Raw genomic sequence first — 20,511 nt, 5'->3', positions numbered from 1 at the left:
TTTCGGCCCGGCCAACGCGGCGCCTTCCAGCAATAGGGAAAACCAATGAGCGAAACAATCGAAAAGCGGCTAAGCGATCTTGGCGTGGCCATTCCGGCCGCCGCCGCGCCCGCCGCCAACTATGTGCCCTATTGCCGGACCGGCAACATGCTCTTCACCGCCGGCCAGCTGCCGCTGAAGGACGGCAAGCTGCAGGCAAGCGGGCTGCTCGGCCGCGACATCGACACCGCCGCCGGCAAGGAAGGCGCGAAATTCTGCGCCATCAACATCCTGGCGCAGGCCAAGGCGGCGCTCGGTGATCTCGAGAGGATCCGGCGCGTGGTCAAGATCACTGTCTTCGTCGCCTCCGCTCCTGATTTCGTCGAGCAGCATCTTGTTGCCAACGGCGCCTCCGACTTCCTGGTCGCGGCACTCGGCGAGCGTGGCAAGCACGCCCGATCCGCCGTCGGCACCGCCTCGCTGCCGCTCAACGCCGCGGTCGAAATCGAAGCGATCTTCGAAGTCGAGTGATGCCCAACATGACCGATCTCTCCTGGCTGATTGCCCGCCCCGTCGCGCATCGCGGCTTTCACGACATGAACAAGACCCGCTGGGAGAACACGCTGTCGGCCTTCGCCGCGGCGGCCGAACGCGGCTATGCCATCGAATGCGACGTGCATCTCTCGTCGGATGGCGTCCCGGTGATCATCCATGACGGCGACCTGAAGCGCCTGACTGGCGAGGACGGCTTCATCTGGCAACGCACCGCAGCCGAACTGGCGACGCTCAGGATCGGCGGCACCAAGGACCATGTGCCGACGCTGCAGGAAGCGCTCGACCTGATCGACGGCCGCGTGCCGCTGGTGGTCGAGCTGAAAGGCGTTCCCGGCCATGACGCGGGCCTGGTGGCAGCCGTCGGCCGGCTGCTCAAGCGCTACAAGGGCAAGGTGGCCATCATGTCGTTCGATCACTGGCTGATCCGCGACTTCGCCAGGGACGCGCCGGGCATCCCCGGTGGGCTGACCGCCTATGGCAAGGACAACCAGCTGATCGAGGCGCATTTCGCCATGCTCGCGCATGACCTCGCCTTCACCTCCTACGCCGCCGGCGACCTGCCGAACCCTTTCGTCAGCTTCGTGCGTGAAAAGCTGAAGATGCCCGTCATCACCTGGACCGTGCATGACCAGCCGGCGGTCGACCTCACCTTCAAATATGCCGACCAGATGACCTTCGAGGGTTTCGAACCCGGCCTGGTAAGAGTCGCTTGAGCCGGGTGCCTCAAACGTGACTTGTAGCTGCCCCGGCGAAGCTTAAATAAGCCCCATGGATCAAGGCGACGACGATGATGGACGGGCAGCGAACGCGGATTATGCGATCCGCGTCGCGGCAGGCATCGGCGCGTTCACATGCGAGGAATGGGACGGCTTTGCCGGGACCACGCGCGGCGATAAAGAAAACGGCTACAACCCGCTGGTTTCATTCGCTTTTCTGAGCGCCTTGGAAGATTCCGGCTGCGCTGTTCGGCGCACCGGCTGGCAAGGTCATCACCTTAGACTTGAAACCGCGCAAGGCGGGCTTCTCGGCGCTGTCCCTTGTTATCTCAAATCGCACAGCCAGGGGGAATATGTCTTCGACCATGGCTGGTCCGACGCCTTCGAGCGCGCCGGCGGCCGCTACTATCCCAAGCTGCAATGCTCGGTGCCGTTCACGCCGGTGACCGGCCCTCGCCTGCTCGTCAGCAGGGGCGAGGACGCAGGCGCCGTGAAGGCAGGCCTGGCGGAGGGGTTGAAACTCGTGACCGACAAGCTCGGCGTCTCTTCCGCGCATGTCACCTTCGCAAACGAGCCCGACGTGGCGACGCTGGAGGCGGCGGGGTTCCTGCATCGCACCGACCAGCAGTTCCATTTCTTCAATGAAGGCTTTTCGACCTATGACGACTTCCTCGCCACCCTTGCCTCGCGCAAGCGCAAGGCGATGAAGAAGGAGCGCCGCGAGGCGCTTGCCGAGGGCATCTCGATCGACTGGCTGACCGGCAAGGATATCACCGAAAGCACCTGGGATGACTTCTTCGCCTTCTACATGGATACCGGCGGCCGCAAATGGGGCAGGCCTTATCTCAACCGGCAGTTCTTCTCGCTGATCGGCGAGCGCATGGCCGAGGACATTCTTCTGGTGATGGCCAAGCGCAATGGCCGCTACATTGCCGGCGCCATCAACTTCATCGGTTCCGATGCGCTCTATGGCCGCAACTGGGGCTGCATCGAGGACCACCCTTTCCTGCATTTCGAGGTCTGCTACCACCAGGCCATCGACTTCGCCATCGAGCACAAGCTCAAGGTGGTGGAGGCAGGCGCGCAGGGCGAGCACAAGCTGGCGCGCGGCTACCGTCCGGTGACCATGCATTCGGCGCACTACATTTCGCATCCCGGCTTACGCAACGCCGTCGCCGATTATCTCAGGCGCGAGCGGCGCGAGGTCGAACGCATGGGCGAGTATCTCGAAGAGCACACGCCCTTCCGCAAGGATCTCGGCGAATAATCCTGGGCAGCGAAGGCAGCTTGGCGGTCGATCTCGCCTGAGCGCCTTGCCGCCCACCGGCGGCTTCGCTACACCGGACGGCGAACGCAATTGGGAGTGTCACCCCATGGCCGAAGCCTATGATCCCGGCAACATCTTCGCGAAAATCCTGCGCGGCGAGATCCCCTCGCACGGCGTCTATGAGGACGACGCGGTGGTCGCCTTCATGGATGTGATGCCGCAAGGCACGGGCCACACGCTGGTCGTGCCGAAGGCGCCGTCGCGCAACATCCTCGACGCCGATCCGGCAACGTTCGCCGCGCTGTTCGCGGTCGTGCAGAAGGTGGCGGTGGCGGTGAAAAAGGCCTTCAACGCCGACGGCGTCACCATCATGCAGTTCAACGAGCCGGCTTCCGGGCAGACCGTCTATCACCTTCATGTCCACGTCGTTCCGCGCTTCGAGGGCGTGCCGTTGAAGCCGCATCCCGGACAGATGGAAAAGCCGGAGGTGCTGGCCGAGAATGCCGGCAAGATCCGGGCGGCTCTGGCGGGCTGAGATGGGGCGAAATCAAAAGTTCAGATAAAGTCCCGCCAGAAGCAAAAACTCGGCTGTGGCGATGCCGACGACCATGCGCTTTCCCGACGCCAGATAGGCGACGAAACCCAGGGCCGCCGCCGCTATCCTCAAGCCAAGCGAAGTGTGCGCCAGCGCGCCGCCTGGAAAGACAATCAGGTTGCCGATGACGGCGGCAACAAGCGCCGTCGCCATGGTGCGAACCAGCACCAACAGGTCTGAATCTTCGGAAAGCTTGCCGCCAAGATAGACGCCGAGGAAGCGCCAGATATCCGTCGCGGCGAAACCGGCGACGAGAATGAACATGTATGGCCACCACCAGGCGCCGCTGGAAAAGTAACTCACGCTGCGCGCACCTTGCGCCGCCACAATTGCAAGCCACAGGCGACCGTGCCGCCGATCAGTCCGGCAACCAGCAAATCGATCTGCGGCAACACTATGTGGAAGACCGGTCCGAGGACGAGGCCCAGGACCATTGCGACATGCCCTGCCCGCTCGCGTGCGGACCCCCACAACGAGGTCAGGAAATACATCGGCGTCAACATCAGCAACGCCGCCGAAACGGCGGACGGCAGCGCATCCGCCACTGCATAAACGACGGTCACGACGATGACATTCGTCGTCACCAGCGTGCCGCCGAGGCCGGCATAGTAAGTCGTACGCATTTGAGGCGGGACGCGCTTGAGGCGCTCCATGGCCAGCACCCAGGAGGTCACGGCCACGAAATGCGCCAGGAGGTAGAGCACGCATTGCCGGGTTTTCCCGGTGCGCATCTCGGGTGCCAGCGCCATCACCATCGGCATCAGACGTATGGCGGACAACGTGACGGCGAACATCGCCGCCGGCAGCGCCGCTCCCGATGCGATCGCACTCACCAGCACGACCATGGATGGCAGCGCCCACACCGTTCCGGTCATGAAAGCGGCCTGTGCCACCGTGACCCCGGCGTCTTTCGCCAGGGCGGCAAAGCCAATGAACGAGCTGACGAGGATCAGGCCAGGCAGGGAAAAGGCCGCGCGGGCACCACGCAGGAACCAAGTGGAACGAGGCGCTGTGACGTTCGAGGTCCAAGTCGACATGTGCCGGCCATAGCATGCGCGGCCACAGGATGCGACCGCACCGACACGGGCGCATCGTCTTTCCATTGATCCAGGAAAATCCGTTGGCGGTTGGAGGACATCGGCCACGCGCACCGTTAAATTAAGGACAATCCGGCCGATTTCCACGTTTCCTTGCAACAAAAAAGCCCCGTCGCCGGGGCCTTTCTGCAATTCGGAATAAGGCCGATCAGCCCTTGCGCGGCAGTTGCGGCACAAGGCTGCGCTTGTTGCCGTCCTTGCCCTTCGGTTCCGGCTTCTGCGCCACCGCCTTCTTGGGCGCAGGCTTCTTGGCCACCGCCTTCTTCGGCTTCGGCGCGTCTTCCGGCTCTTCCTTCTTCGGCTGCACGGGCGACTCGTCGGCGAGCGATTCGAGCTTCAGGCCGGACTCTCCGGTTTCCTTCTTCTCGACGGTGACGCGCACCGTGCCGCCCTTCTTCAGCTTGCCAAACAGCACTTCATCGGCCAGCGGCTTCTTGATGTGCTCCTGGATGACCCGGCCGAGCGGACGCGCCCCCATGCGCTCGTCATAGCCCTTGTCGGCCAGCCAGGCGATCGCGTCCTGCGACAGATCGAAGGTGACGCCACGCTCGGAAAGCTGGGCCTCGAGCTGCATGACGAACTTCTGCACCACCTGATGGATCACCGGCACCGGCAGCGAGCCGAACGGGATGATCGCATCGAGACGGTTGCGGAACTCCGGCGTGAACAGCCGGTTGATCGCCTCGACGTCGTCGCCCTCGCGCTTGGTCGAGCCGAAGCCGATCGCCGCGCGCTGCGCATCCGACGCACCCGCATTGGTGGTCATGATGAGGATCACGTTGCGGAAGTCGATCTGCTTGCCGTTGTGGTCGGTGAGCTTGCCATGATCCATCACCTGCAACAGGATGTTGAACAGGTCCGGATGCGCCTTCTCGACCTCGTCGAGCAGCAGCACGCAATGCGGATGCTGGTCGACGCCGTCGGTGAGCAGGCCGCCCTGGTCGAAGCCGACATAGCCGGGAGGCGCGCCGATCAGCCGCGAGACGGTGTGGCGTTCCATGTATTCCGACATGTCGAAGCGGATCAGTTCGACGCCGAGCGAGGCGGCGAGTTGCTTGGCCACTTCCGTCTTGCCGACGCCGGTCGGGCCCGAGAACAGGTAGGAGCCGATCGGCTTCTCCGGTTCGCGCAGGCCGGCGCGCGCCAGCTTGATCGCCGAGGTCAGCGCGGTGATCGCGGTATCCTGGCCGTAGACGACGCGCTTCAGCTCGACGTCCAGACCCTGCAGCACCTTCTCGTCATCGGCCGAGACCGTCTTCGGCGGGATGCGCGCCATGGTGGCGATCGTCGCCTCGATCTCCTTGATGCCGATCGTCTTCTTGCGCTTGGCCTCCGGCACCAGCATCTGCGAGGCGCCGGTCTCGTCGATCACGTCGATCGCCTTGTCCGGCAGCTTGCGGTCGTTGATGTAGCGAGCCGAGAGCTCGACCGAGGCCTTGATCGCCTCGCTGGTGTAGCGGACCTTGTGGAACTCCTCGAAATAGGGCTTGAGGCCCTTCATGATCTCGATGGCGTCCTCGATGGTCGGCTCGTTGACGTCGATCTTCTGGAAGCGCCGCACAAGCGCGCGGTCCTTCTCGAAGAACTGGCGGAACTCCTTGTAGGTGGTCGAGCCGATGCAGCGGATCGCGCCGGACGACAGCGCCGGCTTCAGGAGGTTCGATGCATCCATCGCGCCGCCCGAAGTGGCGCCGGCGCCGATCACGGTGTGGATCTCGTCGATGAACAGCACCGCGCCCGGATAGTCCTCGAGCTCCTTCACGACCTGCTTCAGCCGCTCCTCGAAGTCGCCGCGATAGCGGGTGCCGGCCAACAGCGTGCCCATGTCGAGCGCGAAGATGGTGGCGTCCTGCAGCACTTCCGGCACATCGCCTTCGACGATGCGCTTGGCCAGGCCCTCGGCGATCGCCGTCTTGCCGACGCCGGGGTCGCCGACATAGAGCGGGTTGTTCTTGGAGCGGCGGCACAGCACCTGGATGGTGCGGTTGATCTCGCTGTCGCGGCCGATCAGCGGGTCGATCTTGCCGGCGCGGGCCTTGTTGTTGAGATTGACGCAGTAGGCCGTCAGCGCGTCCTGCTGCTTCTTCTTGCCGTTTTCCTCCTGCGGCTCGGCGCCGTTCTGGCCGCCCTGCTCGTCCTCGGCGCCGCGCGGTGTGCGCGATTCCGAAGCGCCCGGGCGCTTGGCGATGCCGTGCGAGATGTAGTTGACCGCGTCGTAGCGGGTCATCTGCTGTTCCTGCAGGAAATAGGCGGCGTGGCTCTCGCGCTCGGCGAAGATGGCGACGAGCACGTTGGCGCCGGACACTTCCTCGCGGCCGGACGACTGCACATGGATCACGGCGCGCTGGATGACGCGCTGGAAGCCTGCCGTCGGCTTGGAATCCTCGTCGTAGCCGGTGACGAGGTTGTCCAGCTCGGTGTCGATATAGGTGAGAACGGTGTGCTTGAGCTCGTCGAGATCGACGTTGCAGGCGCGCATGACGGCGGCCGCCTCTGTGTCGTCGATCAGGGCAAGCAGCAGATGTTCGAGCGTCGCATACTCATGATGCCGCTCGTTGGCGAATGTCAGCGCCTGATGTAGCGCCTTTTCCAGGCCTTGGGAGAAAGCCGGCATGTTACCTCACTTCTTCTCCATCACGCATTGCAGCGGATGCTGATTCTGTCGGGCGAAATCCATGACCTGGGACACTTTGGTCTCGGCCACCTCGAATGTGTAGATGCCGCACTCGCCCACTCCATGATTATGAACATGAAGCATGATGCGTGTGGCGGCCTCGCGGTCCTTTTGGAAAAAACGCTCAAGGACGTGAACGACGAACTCCATGGGAGTGTAGTCGTCGTTCAGAATGAGGACCCGGTAGAGGCTGGGCTTTTTGGTCTTGGTCTTGGTGCGCGTGATGACAGCGGTACCGCGACCGGGATCGTTGCGGTCCCCGTCACTTTGCATTCGCACCACGCCTGCCGTGGCAGTCAAACCGATCGTCACGTAGTCCAGCCTTTTCGAATCCTCATGCGAGTTCAACATGTAGGTTCTCGATGGACGATTTTAAGCCCTTCTGTTTAGCTGACAATATGGCTAGGTGGGCAAACCTAAGCGAATTTCTCAATCGTGAATGCGGCAATGTGCATCGGGTTGCGATCGGCCACGAAAAAACCCGGCCGCGCTACCGCGACCGGGTCCTTTTCACAGGCCGGCTGGCCGTATGGATATGATCCGGCGAAATTACTTCGCTTTGGCGACCACCGATTCGAACGGCTTGTAAGCCTCCTTGGCGAGCTCGGCATAGAGATTGCCGATCTTGCTGGCCTCGGCCACGAAGCTCTCATAGCTCTGCTTGGCGTAATCGGTCTGGATCTCGATGGCCTTCTCGATCGACTTGGCCGCGAACAGCTTCTCGAAGGCTGCGCTGCCGGCCTCGAAGCTCTTCTTGGTGTATTCGCCGGCTTCGGTGGCGATCGCCTGCGCGCCCTTGGTGAGCGAGGCAAAGCTCTTCAGCCCGGTGTCGGCAAACTCCTTGCCGTATTTCGTGAAGTCCTCATAGGTCTGGGTCATTTCATACTTCCCTTGGTTGAAACGCCCTTTCTGCCCCGGGCGCCCTTGTGCAATGCACCTTAATATATTGTGCAACGCACAAAAGTCAAGAATCCCTTGGTGCGCAGGGGCTCCAGCGCCGCCGGCCGGTAAAATTCGATTAAAGAGAAGCTCGATTTGCCGAAAAATGGTGAACGCGGCGGTTACCATAAACGGATTGGTAACGCTGACCGCGATAGCTTGGCCGGAAGTGAGGCAGGCACTCCCGTAGCCGCCTCCGGGGCAACGAAAATTTCAGGGTAGTAACGGTGCGTCAGGCGTTGTCGGGGCTGGTCTCCAAATCCTCATTCTCCTTCAAGGCAGTCATGGTCGCCGCGCTGGCGATGACGATTATCGCTGCCGATGTGGCGTCGGCCCTTGCCGCAAAGTCCGCGGCCATTGTGGTGGATGCCAAGACCGGCAAGGTGCTCTATTCGGCCGACGCCAATGGCCGGCGCTATCCGGCTTCGCTCACCAAGATGATGACGCTCTACCTCACCTTCGAGGCGCTGGCGAAGGGCCGGGTCAGCAAGAATACGCCGGTGCCCTACTCAGCGCATGCCGCGGCCCAGCCGCCGACCAAGCTCGGTGTGCGCGCCGGCGGCTCGGTTCCGGTCGAGACCGCGATCCTGTCCATGGTGACGAAATCGGCCAACGACTCCGCCACCGCGCTCGGCGAGTTGCTCGGCGGCAGCGAGGACAATTTCGCCCGTATGATGACCGCCAAGGCGCGCCAGCTCGGCATGAACGGCACCGTCTTCCGCAACGCCAACGGTCTGCCCGACCCCGGCCAGTTTACCACCGCGCACGACATGGCCATGCTTGGCATCGCGCTGCGCGAGCACTTCCCGCAATATTACGGCTATTTCTCGCAACGCTCGTTCCTGTATGGCCGCCAGCGCATCAACGGCCACAACCGTCTGCTCGGCCGTATCAAGGGCGTCGACGGCATCAAGACCGGCTACACCCGCGCCTCGGGCTACAATCTCGTCTCCTCCGTCGCAGACGGCGACCGCCGCCTCGTCGCGGTGGTGATGGGCGGCGCTTCCGGCCGCAGCCGCGACAACCAGATGGCCGCGCTGATCACCACCTATCTGCCGCGCGCCTCGACGCGCGGCGGCGGCGATCTCATCGCCAAGGGCAACGACAACCCGATCAAGACGCTGGCCAAGGTCTTTTTGCCCAAGCATGACGCACCGACTCCGGACGAAAAGCCGGCGACGGACGACACTGTCGTTGCCTCGGCCGACGACGTCCAGGACGACACCCAACAGGTCGCCGAAGAGACGAAGCCCGTGATCCAGGTCAGGAAGGTGAAGACGGTTGCCGTGGCCGCCGTGGCGCCGGCTGCCAAGCCGCAGGAGACCACATCGCAGGCGGTCACGGCCTATGCCGAACCGACACCCGCCGCGCCGGCGATCGATCCGGTGAAGACGTCGTCGGTGCCGTCAGGCTGGGTGGTTCAGGTCGCTTCCTCGCCCACCAAAACCGGAGCTCAGAGCCTTCTGGATCAAACCGCCAAGCAGGCGCCGAAGGTCCTCTCCGATGCTTCCGGCTTCACCGTCGCCTTCGACAAGGACGGCGTCACCTACTACCGCGCCCGCTTCGGCGGCTTCGGCTCGAAGAATGCCGCCTGGAAGGCCTGCGATGCCCTGAAGCGGAAGAAAATCTCGTGCTACGCCGTCGAGCAATAGGCGGCTGTTCAAATCTCCCGGAAGGTACCGGCGTCGAAGGAGACTAATCGTGATTGGAGAGCAGGACGTCCTTGGCTTCATTGATCCGCGCCGCCAGGACAGACGTGCCACCGACATCGGCGTTCAGGCGCTGCATCAGGCGGCGGTGCGCCTTGCGGATATCCGCCGCGGCGGCCCCCGCTTCAAGACCAAGGACCTTGTAGGCCTCCTCCTTAGTCATGGCGCCCGCACCTGGCGCAACACTCAGCCCTTCGCCACTGTGCGGCTGCGCGTCCTTGCGCCAGACGGGAAAACGGCCGTCAAGATACGTCTCTAGGAGCTGGCGGCTCTCCGGATCGGGGCTGAGCTCGCCATAAAGCTGGCGCAGATCCGTCAGCCCCATCGCGCCAAGCATCTTGCCTTCATAGCGCCCGGCCAGAACAAGCCCCTCGAGCCTGCCGCTGTCATGGTCGAGGTCCATTTCAAGCGCAGCGGTGCGCACCGTCGAATGCTTGGAAGCGGCAGCCCGCGCCGGAGGCCGTCTCGTGCGAATCCAGCCGACCCAGGCGAGCGCCGCGAGCAGAAGCAGTCCGCCGATGAGGCTGCGGCCGAAGACCAGCATGGGCGCGCCGACCAGCCCCAGCAAAGCCGGCCCGAGCGATCGCAGACCGTCGGCCATCCTCGCCGCATCAGCACGCACGAAGAGCAACGCGGCGCCAAAAAGCACCACAAGGATTGCCGCCAATGCGAGGATCACACCCATCGGTTTGCGCCGCCATACGGATGACTGAGCATAGGAAATAGGATGGGACCTAGGTCCGGCGCTTGCAAGCCCCCACGCTTGGCGAGCCGAAGGGCCAGCGCTTAGAGCAGGCCGAGTTCGGCGAGTTCGAGCCTCAGCTTCCGCGGCATCTCGGCGAGTGCCGCCATGCCCTTGCCGAGATCGGCCGGCGCATTGGCGGGCTTGAGGTAACGCCAGCCCTGGAAGGCGCGCCGCGGCTGCCAGTCGGTGCGCACGACCTCGGGATCGAGCACCAGGTGACAGCGGCCGATACCTTCAGCGTCGGTGAAGGGCCTGATCTCGGTGATCAGCTGCCGGCATTGCACGCTGCCCTTGATCACCCAATAGAGCGAGCCGCCGTCCGTGATCTCGCTGCCGCGCGTCGGCACCATGCGGGTGGTGTGCCAGTGCTCGACCGGCTCGCCGGCGCGCCGCCGCTCGTCGAGGCGGAAGGCGATCCACTCTTCGAGATCCTCGACGCTGTCGCAGCCGACGCACAGTTTTAGGAGATTGAGTGACATGCCCCAAGATTTAGCCGCGAGGGTTGACGCGTCAACGCCTTGAGCGACTTCTCCACAGGGCCAGCCTGGAGTGTCCGTAAGACTTCAGCACTCCACCACGTTCACCGCCAGACCGCCGAGGCTGGTTTCCTTGTACTTCTCGTTCATGTCGAGGCCGGTCTGGCGCATGGTCTCGATCGCGGCGTCGAGCGGCACGAAATGCGTGCCGTCGCCCTTGATGGCCAAGGAAGCGGCCGTCACGGCCTTTACCGCGCCAAGGGCATTGCGCTCGATGCAGGGCACCTGCACCAGGCCGCCGACAGGATCGCAGGTCATGCCGAGATGATGCTCGAGCGCAATCTCGGCGGCGTTCTCCACCTGCTCTGGCGTGCCACCCATCACGGCGCACAGGCCGGCGGCGGCCATGGCCGAGGCGGAGCCCACCTCGCCCTGGCAACCGACTTCGGCGCCCGAGATCGACGCGTTGGACTTGATGATGCCGCCGACGGCCGCGGCCGTCAGCAGGAAATCGCGGATGCTCGGCTGATCGGCTTCGGGATGGAAATGCAGCCAATAGCGCAGCACCGCCGGCAGCGTGCCGGCCGCGCCATTGGTCGGCGCCGTCACCACCCGCCCGCCGGCGGCGTTCTCCTCATTGACCGCCATGGCGTAGATGGACAGCCAGTCATTGGCGAGCAAGGGGTTGGGCCGGTTCTGCTGCCACTGTTCCTGTAATTTGTCGTGCAATTGCCGCGCACGGCGGCGCACCTTCAGTCCGCCCGGCATGATGCCGTCCTGCGACAGGCCGCGGTCAATGCAGCCTTTCATCGCGCCCCAGATCGCGTCGAGGCCCGCATCGAGCTCCTCGCGCGACATGTGCTTTTCCTCGTTGGCGCGTTTCATCTCGGCGATCGAAAGCCCGCTCTTTGTCGCCATCGCCAGCATCTCGACGGCATTCTTGAAGGGATACGGCACTCGTCTGCCCTCGGTCGTCACCGAGCCCTTGGCCTTCATGCGCTGCAATTCTTCCTCGGAAACGACGAAGCCGCCGCCGATCGAATAATAGATGCGCTTGAGCAGCAGCCGGTCGGACACATCATAGGCATAGAAGGCCATGCCGTTGGCGTGGCCGGTCAGCGGCGTCTTGCGGTCGAGCACGAGGTCCTTGGCGGGATCGAAACGGTATATCGGATGCCCCGGCGGCGAAATGCGCTTTTCCGCGCCGATGCGGGCGACGATGCCGTCGGCCTCGTCCGGATCGACCGTCTGCGGCGTCTGGCCGGCCAGGCCGAGCATGACGGCGCGGTCCGAGCCGTGGCCAATGCCGGTATAGGCAAGCGAGCCATGCAGGCTGGCGCCGATGCGGTCGACTTTGACGCCTGCCGGGCGCGGCCAATCGCCGGCCAGGATCTCGTCGAGGAAACGGCGCGCGGCTGTCATCGGCCCCATCGTGTGCGAGCTCGACGGCCCGATGCCGATCTTGAACAGGTCGAAAACCGAAAGGAACACGGGCCGTGGTCTCCTGAGCGCCGGTCAGAAACTTACATATAGGAATTCCCTGGATGTTTCCGCTGTTTTGCAAGTCGCGGCGCGGCGGCTGCCGACCTTGTTTGCTCCGCCAGCGACATCATCCTGCTGAGGCCTCCTGCCCCGTCGAAGCGCCGGCGTCGCCTGTGTTACAAGAACGCATGGGCGACTCACTCCATCTCTCATTGGCAGATCTGGCGGCTTTGACCTTCTTCCTGGTCGTCTGGGTGCTGCACACGCTCGCCTCCGACGGCAAGCTGATCAGCCGCGTCTCGCTGACGACCGCGATGAATGCCCAGCGCGAGGCCTGGATGCGCAATATGGCCGAGCGCGAGATACGCATTGTCGATACCGCCATCATGGGCGGCCTGCAGCAAGGCACCGCCTTCTTTGCCTCGTCTTCCCTGATCGCGCTCGGCGGCTGCTTTGCCCTGCTCGGCGCCTCCGACCGCGTGCTCCAGGTTCTGGCCGACCTGCCGTTCGGCGAGGCTTCGTCGCGCGAAACCTTCCAGACCAAGGTATTCGGCCTGGTGCTGATCCTGGCCTTCGCCTTCTTCAAATTCGGCTGGGCCTACCGGCTGTTCAACTATTGCTCGATCCTGATCGGCGCTGTGCCGACCCCGCATGGCCCTGCTTCGCGCAATCCCGTCAGCGAAACCGCGGTGTGGCGGGCGACGCGCATGAACGTGCTCGCCGGCAAGCACTTCAACGCCGGGCTGCGCGCCGTCTTCTTCTCGATCGGCTATCTAGGCTGGTTCGTCGACCCGGTCGTGTTCGTGATGTCGACGCTGGTGCTTCTGGCGGTGCTGGTGCGCCGCCAGTTCTTCTCGGCGGCGCGGCAGGCAGTGCTCGGTCAGCCGCCCGGTCCGGGAAAGAGCTGATCGATCCTGCCGGACAGCCGGTAGGCAAAAAGCCCGATCCATTCGCGCACCGCAATGGTGGTTGCCTGCACCGAATCAACGGGATTGTCGCGGTAGAAGCCGACGCCTTCCTTGCCCGAGGTGCGATAGTCGACGGGCCACGGAATGGTCGCAAAGCCCGCCTTGTCGAACAGCGCCTTGGCGCGCGGCATGTGGAAGGCCGAGGTGACCAGCAGCCACGTCTCGCCAGGCTTCGGCTCGACCAGTTTTCGCGAGAAGACCGCATTCTCATAGGTGTTGCGCGATTTGTCCTCGAGGATCAGGCGATCGGCGGAGACGCCAAGCGCGCCAAGCAGGCGCGGCGCCGTGTCGGCGTCGCCCTCGCCGTCGAGGAAAAGCGAGCCATTGCCGCCGGACACGACGATCTTCGCCTGGGGAAAGCGCCTGGCGAGGATCGCCGTCTCCACCATGCGGTCGCCGCCGCTGTTCAGCTCATAACCGCCGCGCGCCAGGTTGATTGCGCCCTCGAAGCCGCCGCCAAGCACGACGATGCCGTCGACCTTCTCAGGCAATGGCGGCTTCGGAAAACGTTCTTCCAGCGGGTTGAGCATCATCGCACCGACCGACGTCCAGGCCGAAAGGACCAGAATCGCGATGCCGAGCACACTTCCCGTCGCCGCCAGCCGGCGGCGCTGGAACAGCGCTGCGAACAGTCCGGCAAGCAGCAGGAAGATCGCCAGATTGATCGGCTGGCCGAAGAACCAGAAGACTTTCGACAAGTAGTAGAACATCCCTCACCCTCTGTCAGATGAGGTATGAGCCTACCACCACTTTTCCGGCTGAAATTTGCCCGCCGCCTGCTCGATGACATTGGCCGTCTGGAACAGCGTCTCCTCGTCGAACGGGCGGCCGATGAGCTGCAGGCCGAGCGGCAGGCCCTTGCCGTCGAGGCCGGCGGGCACCGAAATGCCGGGAAGGCCGGCCATGTTCACCGTCACGGTGAAGATGTCGTTGAGATACATCTTGACCGGATCGGAGGCCATGTCCTCGTCGGCGATGCCGAAAGCGGCCGATGGGGTCGCGGGCGTCAGGATGACGTCGACGCCGGCGGCAAAGACATTCTCGAAGTCGCGCTTGATCAGCGTGCGCACCTTCTGCGCCTGCAGATAGTAGGCGTCGTAGTAGCCGGCCGACAGCACATAGGTGCCGATCATGATGCGCCGCTTGACCTCGCGGCCGAAGCCGGCGGCGCGAGTCTTCTCATACATGTCGATGATGTCCTTGCCGGGCACGCGCAGGCCGTAGCGTACACCGTCGTAGCGGGCGAGGTTCGACGACGCCTCGGCGGGCGCTACGATATAATATGCCGGCAAGGCATATTTGGTGTGCGGCAGCGAGATGTCGACGATCTCGGCGCCGGCATCCTTCAGCCAGGCAATGCCTTTCTGCCAGAGCGCCTCGATGTCTTGCGGCATGCCGTCGACGCGGTATTCCTTCGGAATGCCGACCTTCATGCCCTTGATCGGCTTGCCGATCGCCGCTTCATAGTCCGGCACCGGGCGGTCGACCGAGGTCGTGTCCTTCGGATCGACGGAAGCCATGGACTTCAGCAGAATCGCGGCGTCGCGCACGTCGCGAGCGATCGGCCCGGCCTGGTCGAGCGACGAGGCGAAAGCAACGATGCCCCAGCGCGAGCAGCGCCCATAGGTCGGCTTGATGCCGACCGTACCGGTGAAGGCGGCGGGCTGGCGGATCGAGCCGCCGGTATCGGTGGCGGTTGCGCCGGCGCACAGGAACGCGGCCACAGACGACGCCGAGCCGCCGGACGAACCGCCTGGCACCAGCTGGGCGTTATCAAGCGTGCGCTGGGTCTTGGTGCCGCCGGCGGAGACGAAGCCGCCATCGCCCTGATGCGTCGTCGGCATCACCACCGTGTCGAGCCGCGAGCGCCGCCACGGATTGATCACCGGGCCGTAATAGGAGGTCTCGTTCGACGAGCCCATGGCGAACTCGTCCATGTTGAGCTTGCCGAGCATGACGGCGCCGTCGGCCCACAGATTGGACGTCACGGTGGACTCGTAGCGCGGCCTAAAACCGTCCAGCACGTGGCTGCAGGCCTGGGTGTGGATGCCTTCGGTGGCGAACAGGTCCTTGATGCCGAGCGGGATACCCTCCAGCGCGCCGCCCTCGCCCTTGGCAAGCTTGGCATCCGAGTTCTTTGCCATGTCGCGCGCCTTGTCGGCGGTGACGGCCACATAGGCGTTGAGCACCGGATTGGCGCGATCGATCGCCGCCAGATAGGCCTCGGTGATCTCGGCCGCGGTGATCTCCTTGCCGCGCAGCTGGGCGCGGGCCTCGGAAATGGTGAGATGTGTGAGATCGCTCATCAGGCAAGGCTCTTTTCGTAAAACACCGACCATTCGGAGTCGGGATAATCCAGCACCGGTCCGCAACGCGTGAATCCGGCGCGCTCATAGACGGTCCAGGCGGCGGGATGGCGATCGCCGGTTTCGAGTACCAGGCGCGTCAGCCCTTCCTGCCGGGCAAGCGCCTCGACCCGCCCGACGATCTCGGCGCCGATCTTCATGCCGCGATGCGAAGGCCGCGTGTACATGCGCTTGACCTCGCCGGTCGCCTCTTCGTGGCGCTTCAGCGCCCCGCAACCTACGGCAAGGCCGTTGTCGCGCGCGATGAACACCGTCGTGTCCGAGCAGGCCATCTGCTCGACCGTCAGGTGATAGCAATGCTCGGCCGGCGTCAGCTCGAGCAGCGCGGCGTTGAGTTCGGCGACCAGCGCGCGCACGTCGTCCTGCAGAGGCGTCTCGACGGCGATCTCGACAGCCACGGTCTACTCCACCACCTTCGGAACGAGGAAGAAATTCTCTTCCGTCGCCGGCGCGTTGGCGACGACGTCGGCGGGCTTGTTGCCGTCGGTAACGACATCCTGGCGCTTCTTCATCTCCATCGGCGTGACCGAGGTCATCGGCTCGACGCCCGAGACATCGACCTCGTTCAATTGCTCGACGAAGCCGAGAATGGCGTTCAATTCGCCGGTCATGCGCTCGGCGTCCTCCTCGCTCACCGCGATACGGGCAAGGCGCGCGACGCGCTTCACGGTCTGAAGATCAACGGACATGTTCTTTTCGCCTCGGGAAAACCAGTGCGGGCTATAGCGGCGCGGCGTCTGCCGCGCAACATGCATGATGCCGGAGCGATTGCGCCCGTTGCCCCCCAATGGTCGATGAGGCGACCTAGATCGTGATCGGCTTGCCGATCTCAGGCAGCGCCACGTTGACGCCCGAGCCTTCCATGCCGGCGACGAATTTGTCGGCGGTCTGGTCGATCATCGGGAAAGTCCTGAAATGGCAGGGAACGACGGTATCGAAGCCGAAGAACCGACGGCAGGCAAGGGCCGCCACCGCGCCGCCCATGGTGAAGCGGTCGCCGATCGGCACGATGCCGACCTTTGGCTCGTGCAGCTCGTTGATCAGCCCCATGTCGGAGAAGATGTCGGTGTCGCCCATGTGGTAGAGCGTCTTGTCTTCGGGAAAATGCAGGACGAGTCCACCCGGATTGCCGAGATAGGTGTTGGTGCTGCCTTCACCGCCGAAGGAGGACGAATGCAGCGCCTGGACGAACGTCGTGGTGAACGGCCCGCAATCGACGGTGCCGCCGATATTGCCCGGATTGATCTTGTCGCCGCTGACGCCCTGGCCGACGAGGTACATGCAGATCTCGAAATTGGCGACCAGCATGGCGCCGCTTTTCTTCAGCACCTCGACCGCGCCGCTGACATGGTCGTTATGGCCGTGGGTCAGGAGAACGTGAGTCACACCTTCCGCCGGCCCTTCCCAGCCGCCCGTCCAGGACGGATTGCCGACCAGATAGGGGTCGATGAGAATGGTGGCGTCCTTGGTCTCGACGCGGAATGCCGAATGCCCGTACCAGGTCAGTTTCATGAATGCTTTCCTCGATTTTCCCGTTGCCAAAGGATAGAACGCTGGCGGCAAATTTAAAGTGGCGCAGCGCTTCCTAACGTCAAAAGGATGTGTGACGCCCAAATGTCAGAGGAAGCCGTTGGGCATTATTTCAATCGAGGAACTGCCGGAGCGTCTCGCCGAGGGCAAGACGCTCGCCGGGCTCGATCTCGGCGATAAGACGATCGGCGTGGCCGTCTCCGACCGCGGGTTGTCCTTCGCCCATCCGCGCCCGGTCATCCTGCGCAAGAAATTTTCGCTCGATGCCGCCCAACTGCTCGCTCAGCTCGCGAAGGACAATGTCGGCGCCATCGTGCTTGGCCTTCCCGTGAACATGGACGGCTCGGAAGGGCCCCGTGCGCAAAAATCGCGCGCCTTCGTCCGCAACATGGCGCCGCTTTCCCACCTGCCCTTCTTGCTGTGGGACGAGCGGCTGTCGACGGTCGCTGCCGAGCGGACGCTGATCGAGATGGACTTCTCGCGTAAGAAGCGCGCCGGCAAGATCGATTCGGCGGCCGCCGCCTTTATTCTGCAGGGAGCGTTGGACCGGCTTCAGTCGCTTGGCCGAGCCGATCGGGGCTGATGTCGCCCTGCCGGCGCTGCCTTATCCATTCGGCGATGTTGCGCCGGCGGCGGAAGGCCCACAGCCCCATGAGCAGGAAGAAGTCGAAAACGCAGGTCCGCGCCACCATGCCCGGTATGATGGCCGGGTCGACGCCGAGCATCTGGCCATAGAGCTGGAAAGCGAAATCGTGCACCTGTCGGCTCAGCATCGCGTAGCCGAAATTCATGTCGTTGGCCGACAGGAAGAACCATCCCCAGAAGATGGCCATCGGAGCAGCCCAGAGTGTGAATATCGTGCGCATCAGCGCCTGCCTCCAGGCTTGCTTTCCGGGCGGCCGGATATGCGCGAAAGCAAGGAGCTGTGCGCGGCCCCCATCGCCATGCGCGAGGCGGCGCGAACATCGCCCTGGGGCAAATTCATTGCGGCGGCAAGGGCGGAGCGGCGCTCGGCCGTCACCGCAACATAGGAGGCAAGCAGTGCCGTCATCTGAACGCCGAGAATCACGAACAGGCCGTCAATGCCTTGCACCACGCCGCCGATGAGAATCAGCGAAAGCAGCGACGATGCGAAGATGAAAGCGACCCGCGCAACGCTTTCGCCTGCGTCGGGCCTTGCCGGGCCGTTGAGCAGCGTTTCGACAAAGGCCCAGCAGAACAGCACCGCGACAGTCAGGAGCGCGACCGAAAGCGGCGCGACCACGGCGACATTTTCAAGCTGCGGAAACCGGCCGCCCTGGATCGAGAGGCCAAGGACGCCAAGCGCCGCTGCTATGCCCCGGCTGCCGTCCATGCATACATAGGCAAGCAGGGCAAAGACCACCGCCCAATGCAAGGCCAGAACTGAGCTCAAGACGTGCCGCATACGAATCCTGCTTCGCGGAGCCCGGGCCATGGTCAACCCTTCCCTACTCCAGCAAGCAGAGATTGGGCTTTGCGAAGGTCCGCCGCAATGGAAACCATTTGTTAAGGTTAACGGCTATCCACAGATAGGCAATCGTTCTGGGAGCATGGCACCGAAGCGTGCGAAGCGGTTTTCGGATCGTACTCTTTGATTTAGAGCCGGATCAGGTCACCGGCGGATAGAGCGTGTCGATGATCATGCGCGCATCATGGCGCGAATCGAGCATGCCGTAGGTGGTGCGCCACTGGCCGCCGAGCCGGGTTTCGACGAAGGCGTCGGCGATCCGCCCTGCTCCCAGCCTGCGCAGCTCCGCCGCGGCGGCCGACAGCGCGAGCTGTTCAGTGAGCAGCCGAGCCGACCCTTGGTCGGTCGCGGCGACCTGCATGGCCGCCTTCAGCACGCCGATAGTGCCGCGTCCGCCGGTGCCGAGATCGCGGTCGATGCCCGCGAGCACCTCCTCGAACAGGCCAGGCGCGCGGCCAAGCACGCGCAGCACATCGAGCGCCATGACATTGCCCGAGCCCTCCCAGATCGCGTTGACCGGCGCCTCCCGGTAGTAGCGGGCTAGCGGCGCTTCCTCGACATAGCCATTGCCGCCAAGACATTCCATCGCCTCGTAGAGCAGCGCCGGCGCGATCTTGCAGACCCAGTATTTGACCACAGGCGTCATGGCCCGGGCAAAGGCCGCCTCGCCGCGATCGCTGGCCGCCTCGTCGAAGGAGCGCGCCAGCCGGAACGACAGCGCCGTGGCCGCGGCGACGTCGAGCGCCATATCGGCGAGAACCCGCTGCATCAGCGGCTGGTCGATCAGGTTCGAGCCGAACACCTGGCGATGGCGCGTGTGGTGCACGGCCTCGGCAAGGCCCGCCCGCATCAGCGCCGACGAAGCGACCGCGCAGTCCAGCCTCGTTAGCGTCACCATGTCCATGATGGTCTTCACGCCGGCGCCCGGATCGCCGACCATCTCGCCGATGGCATTGACGAACTCCACCTCCGACGAGGCGTTCGAGCGGTTGCCGAGCTTGTCCTTCAGCCGCTGGAAGCGGAAGCCATTGCCGGAGCCGTCGCCCAGGATGCGCGGCACGAGGAAGCAGGACAGCCCCTCCGGCGCCTGACCGAGCACCAGGAAGGCATCCGACATCGGCGCCGACATGAACCATTTGTGGCCGGTGAGCCGATAAAAACCGCTGCCCGTGCGCTCCGCCCTGGTGGTGTTGGCGCGCACGTCGGTGCCGCCCTGCTTCTCGGTCATGCCCATGCCGAGCGTCAGCCCGGTCTTCTGCACCGGCGGCTTCTGCGTCTGGTCGTATTTGCGCGTCGTCACGCGCGGCGCCCATTCGCGGAAAAGCTTCGGGCTCGCCATCAGCGCCGCCAGCGAGGCGCTGGTCATGGTGATGGGGCACAGATGCCCGGTCTCGAGCTCGGCGGTCAGATAGAAGCGCGCCGCCCTTACCTGATGGCGGCGGCCGATCTCGGCATCGCCGTTCTCCCAGACGGAAGAATGCAGGCCGCCGGCAACCGAGCGGCGCATCAAGGCGTGATAAGCCGGATGGTATTCGACCAGGTCGAGGCGCCGGCCTTGGCGGTCATGCGTGCGCAATTTCGGCGTGTCGGTGTTGGCGAGGCGGGCAAGCTCCTGCGCCTCCTGCGTCATCACGAACCGGCCAAGCCCGTCGAGATCCTTGCGCACGGGATCCGAAAAACGTTCGGCAAGCTGGATGAGCAACGGATCGCCCCGCCAAGCGTTGCCGCCCGTCAACGGCGGCGGCTGGTTGATCACCTCGTCGGTCACGCGTCTTCCTTACATCCCCAGGCCGCGATCACGAATCCGAGGCCATCCGGCCTTATAGCCCAAGCGTTGCGGCACGCGCGACGAAAATACCGGGGAGAAAGCCCGCAATCCAAAGCTGGCGCTTGCGGCGGGCCGGACCGCACCCTATAGCAGCGC

The 20,511-nt window shown here is 64.1% G+C and carries 23 protein-coding genes; 7 read left to right on the top strand and 16 right to left on the bottom strand.

The genetic code is table 11. The annotated features are described in order from the left end of the window. Nucleotides 1–45 precede the first annotated feature (45 nt). The 4 genes from EJ072_RS30625 (at nt 46) to EJ072_RS30610 (ending at nt 3,052) form a co-directional block, all read left to right on the top strand. Complete coding sequence (locus EJ072_RS30625; protein WP_126082644.1) at nt 46–510, top strand: RidA family protein; 465 nt, start codon at nt 46–48, stop codon at nt 508–510. Between the two features lie 8 nt (nt 511–518). Next, a complete protein-coding gene (locus tag EJ072_RS30620) occupies nt 519–1,247 on the top strand; it encodes a glycerophosphodiester phosphodiesterase (RefSeq protein WP_126083804.1) in 729 nt (242 codons plus the stop codon). A 55-nt stretch (nt 1,248–1,302) separates the two neighbouring features. Continuing rightward, on the top strand, nt 1,303–2,517 hold the full coding sequence (locus EJ072_RS30615; RefSeq protein WP_126082643.1) for a GNAT family N-acetyltransferase: 1,215 nt from the start codon (nt 1,303–1,305) through the stop codon (nt 2,515–2,517). Between the two features lie 106 nt (nt 2,518–2,623). Next, a complete protein-coding gene (locus EJ072_RS30610) occupies nt 2,624–3,052 on the top strand; it encodes an HIT family protein (RefSeq protein WP_126082642.1) in 429 nt (142 codons plus the stop codon). Between the two features lie 12 nt (nt 3,053–3,064). On the opposite strand, the gene EJ072_RS30605 is transcribed toward EJ072_RS30610, so the two are convergent. From EJ072_RS30605 to EJ072_RS30585, 5 genes are all read right to left on the bottom strand, one after another. After that, entirely contained in the window at nt 3,065–3,415 is a 351-nt protein-coding gene (locus EJ072_RS30605; RefSeq protein WP_126082641.1) for an AzlD domain-containing protein, read from the bottom strand. After that, the gene (locus EJ072_RS30600) at nt 3,412–4,341 is read right to left on the bottom strand and encodes an AzlC family ABC transporter permease (RefSeq protein ID WP_348526242.1); all 930 of its coding nucleotides are present in this window, start codon (nt 4,339–4,341) and stop codon (nt 3,412–3,414) included. The genes EJ072_RS30605 and EJ072_RS30600 overlap by 4 nt, the downstream gene beginning before the upstream one ends. Before the next feature lie 16 nt (nt 4,342–4,357). Beyond that, nucleotides 4,358–6,823 (bottom strand): ATP-dependent Clp protease ATP-binding subunit ClpA, encoded by a 2,466-nt coding sequence (gene clpA / locus EJ072_RS30595; RefSeq protein WP_126082640.1) that lies wholly within the window; start codon nt 6,821–6,823, stop codon nt 4,358–4,360. Between the two features lie 6 nt (nt 6,824–6,829). Continuing rightward, nucleotides 6,830–7,156, bottom strand: a complete 327-nt coding sequence (gene clpS, locus EJ072_RS30590; RefSeq protein WP_036258315.1) for an ATP-dependent Clp protease adapter ClpS — start codon at nt 7,154–7,156, stop codon at nt 6,830–6,832. Nucleotides 7,157–7,432: 276 nt separating this feature from the next. Continuing rightward, nucleotides 7,433–7,762 (bottom strand): phasin family protein, encoded by a 330-nt coding sequence (locus EJ072_RS30585; RefSeq protein WP_042642580.1) that lies wholly within the window; start codon nt 7,760–7,762, stop codon nt 7,433–7,435. 287 nt (nt 7,763–8,049) lie between these two features. Between EJ072_RS30585 and EJ072_RS30580 the strand changes: the two genes are divergently transcribed. Beyond that, nucleotides 8,050–9,474, top strand: coding sequence for a D-alanyl-D-alanine carboxypeptidase (locus EJ072_RS30580; protein ID WP_126082639.1), 1,425 nt, complete (start codon nt 8,050–8,052; stop codon nt 9,472–9,474). 43 nt (nt 9,475–9,517) lie between these two features. On the opposite strand, the gene EJ072_RS30575 is transcribed toward EJ072_RS30580, so the two are convergent. From EJ072_RS30575 to EJ072_RS30565, 3 genes are all read right to left on the bottom strand, one after another. Continuing rightward, nucleotides 9,518–10,216, bottom strand: coding sequence for a molecular chaperone DnaJ (locus EJ072_RS30575; protein WP_126082638.1), 699 nt, complete (start codon nt 10,214–10,216; stop codon nt 9,518–9,520). Between the two features lie 101 nt (nt 10,217–10,317). Then, nucleotides 10,318–10,755, bottom strand: a complete 438-nt coding sequence (locus EJ072_RS30570; protein WP_126082637.1) for a DUF1489 family protein — start codon at nt 10,753–10,755, stop codon at nt 10,318–10,320. A gap of 84 nt (nt 10,756–10,839) precedes the next feature. Beyond that, nucleotides 10,840–12,243 (bottom strand): L-serine ammonia-lyase, encoded by a 1,404-nt coding sequence (locus tag EJ072_RS30565; RefSeq protein ID WP_126082636.1) that lies wholly within the window; start codon nt 12,241–12,243, stop codon nt 10,840–10,842. 179 nt (nt 12,244–12,422) lie between these two features. On the opposite strand from EJ072_RS30565, the gene EJ072_RS30560 reads away from it, so the two are divergent. After that, nucleotides 12,423–13,142, top strand: coding sequence for a DUF599 domain-containing protein (locus tag EJ072_RS30560; RefSeq protein WP_126082635.1), 720 nt, complete (start codon nt 12,423–12,425; stop codon nt 13,140–13,142). Here the strand turns inward: EJ072_RS30560 and EJ072_RS30555 are convergent. The 5 genes from EJ072_RS30555 to EJ072_RS30535 all read right to left on the bottom strand — a co-directional run bounded on the left by EJ072_RS30555 (nt 13,115) and on the right by EJ072_RS30535 (nt 17,080). After that, the gene (locus EJ072_RS30555) at nt 13,115–13,912 is read right to left on the bottom strand and encodes a YdcF family protein (RefSeq protein ID WP_126082634.1); all 798 of its coding nucleotides are present in this window, start codon (nt 13,910–13,912) and stop codon (nt 13,115–13,117) included. The genes EJ072_RS30560 and EJ072_RS30555 overlap by 28 nt on opposite strands. A gap of 30 nt (nt 13,913–13,942) precedes the next feature. Continuing rightward, nucleotides 13,943–15,508, bottom strand: a complete 1,566-nt coding sequence (locus tag EJ072_RS30550; protein ID WP_126082633.1) for an amidase family protein — start codon at nt 15,506–15,508, stop codon at nt 13,943–13,945. Next, nucleotides 15,508–15,966, bottom strand: a complete 459-nt coding sequence (locus EJ072_RS30545; RefSeq protein ID WP_126082632.1) for a GNAT family N-acetyltransferase — start codon at nt 15,964–15,966, stop codon at nt 15,508–15,510. The genes EJ072_RS30550 and EJ072_RS30545 overlap by 1 nt, the downstream gene beginning before the upstream one ends. A gap of 3 nt (nt 15,967–15,969) precedes the next feature. Further along, nucleotides 15,970–16,257 carry an Asp-tRNA(Asn)/Glu-tRNA(Gln) amidotransferase subunit GatC gene (gene gatC / locus EJ072_RS30540; protein WP_126082631.1) on the bottom strand — a complete coding sequence of 96 codons (288 nt, stop codon included), beginning with the start codon at nt 16,255–16,257 and terminating at the stop codon, nt 15,970–15,972. Between the two features lie 115 nt (nt 16,258–16,372). Beyond that, nucleotides 16,373–17,080, bottom strand: coding sequence for a metal-dependent hydrolase (locus EJ072_RS30535; protein ID WP_126082630.1), 708 nt, complete (start codon nt 17,078–17,080; stop codon nt 16,373–16,375). A 118-nt stretch (nt 17,081–17,198) separates the two neighbouring features. On the opposite strand from EJ072_RS30535, the gene ruvX reads away from it, so the two are divergent. Beyond that, complete coding sequence (gene ruvX, locus EJ072_RS30530; protein WP_126082629.1) at nt 17,199–17,681, top strand: Holliday junction resolvase RuvX; 483 nt, start codon at nt 17,199–17,201, stop codon at nt 17,679–17,681. Here ruvX and EJ072_RS30525 read toward each other — a convergent pair. The 3 genes from EJ072_RS30525 to EJ072_RS30515 all read right to left on the bottom strand — a co-directional run bounded on the left by EJ072_RS30525 (nt 17,623) and on the right by EJ072_RS30515 (nt 20,355). Continuing rightward, entirely contained in the window at nt 17,623–17,964 is a 342-nt protein-coding gene (locus EJ072_RS30525; RefSeq protein ID WP_042642607.1) for a DUF6105 family protein, read from the bottom strand. The two genes, ruvX and EJ072_RS30525, sit on opposite strands and share 59 nt — an antisense overlap. Beyond that, the gene (locus EJ072_RS30520; RefSeq protein ID WP_126082628.1) at nt 17,964–18,524 is read right to left on the bottom strand and encodes a hypothetical protein; all 561 of its coding nucleotides are present in this window, start codon (nt 18,522–18,524) and stop codon (nt 17,964–17,966) included. The genes EJ072_RS30525 and EJ072_RS30520 overlap by 1 nt, the downstream gene beginning before the upstream one ends. Before the next feature lie 202 nt (nt 18,525–18,726). Then, nucleotides 18,727–20,355, bottom strand: coding sequence for a DNA alkylation response protein (locus tag EJ072_RS30515; protein ID WP_126060721.1), 1,629 nt, complete (start codon nt 20,353–20,355; stop codon nt 18,727–18,729). Nucleotides 20,356–20,511 lie beyond the last annotated feature (156 nt).

Origin of the sequence: Mesorhizobium sp. M2A.F.Ca.ET.046.03.2.1 (assembly GCF_003952425.1) — a bacterium.
GTDB lineage: Bacteria > Pseudomonadota > Alphaproteobacteria > Rhizobiales > Rhizobiaceae > Mesorhizobium.
This window is presented reverse-complemented; position numbering and strand designations above follow the sequence as displayed.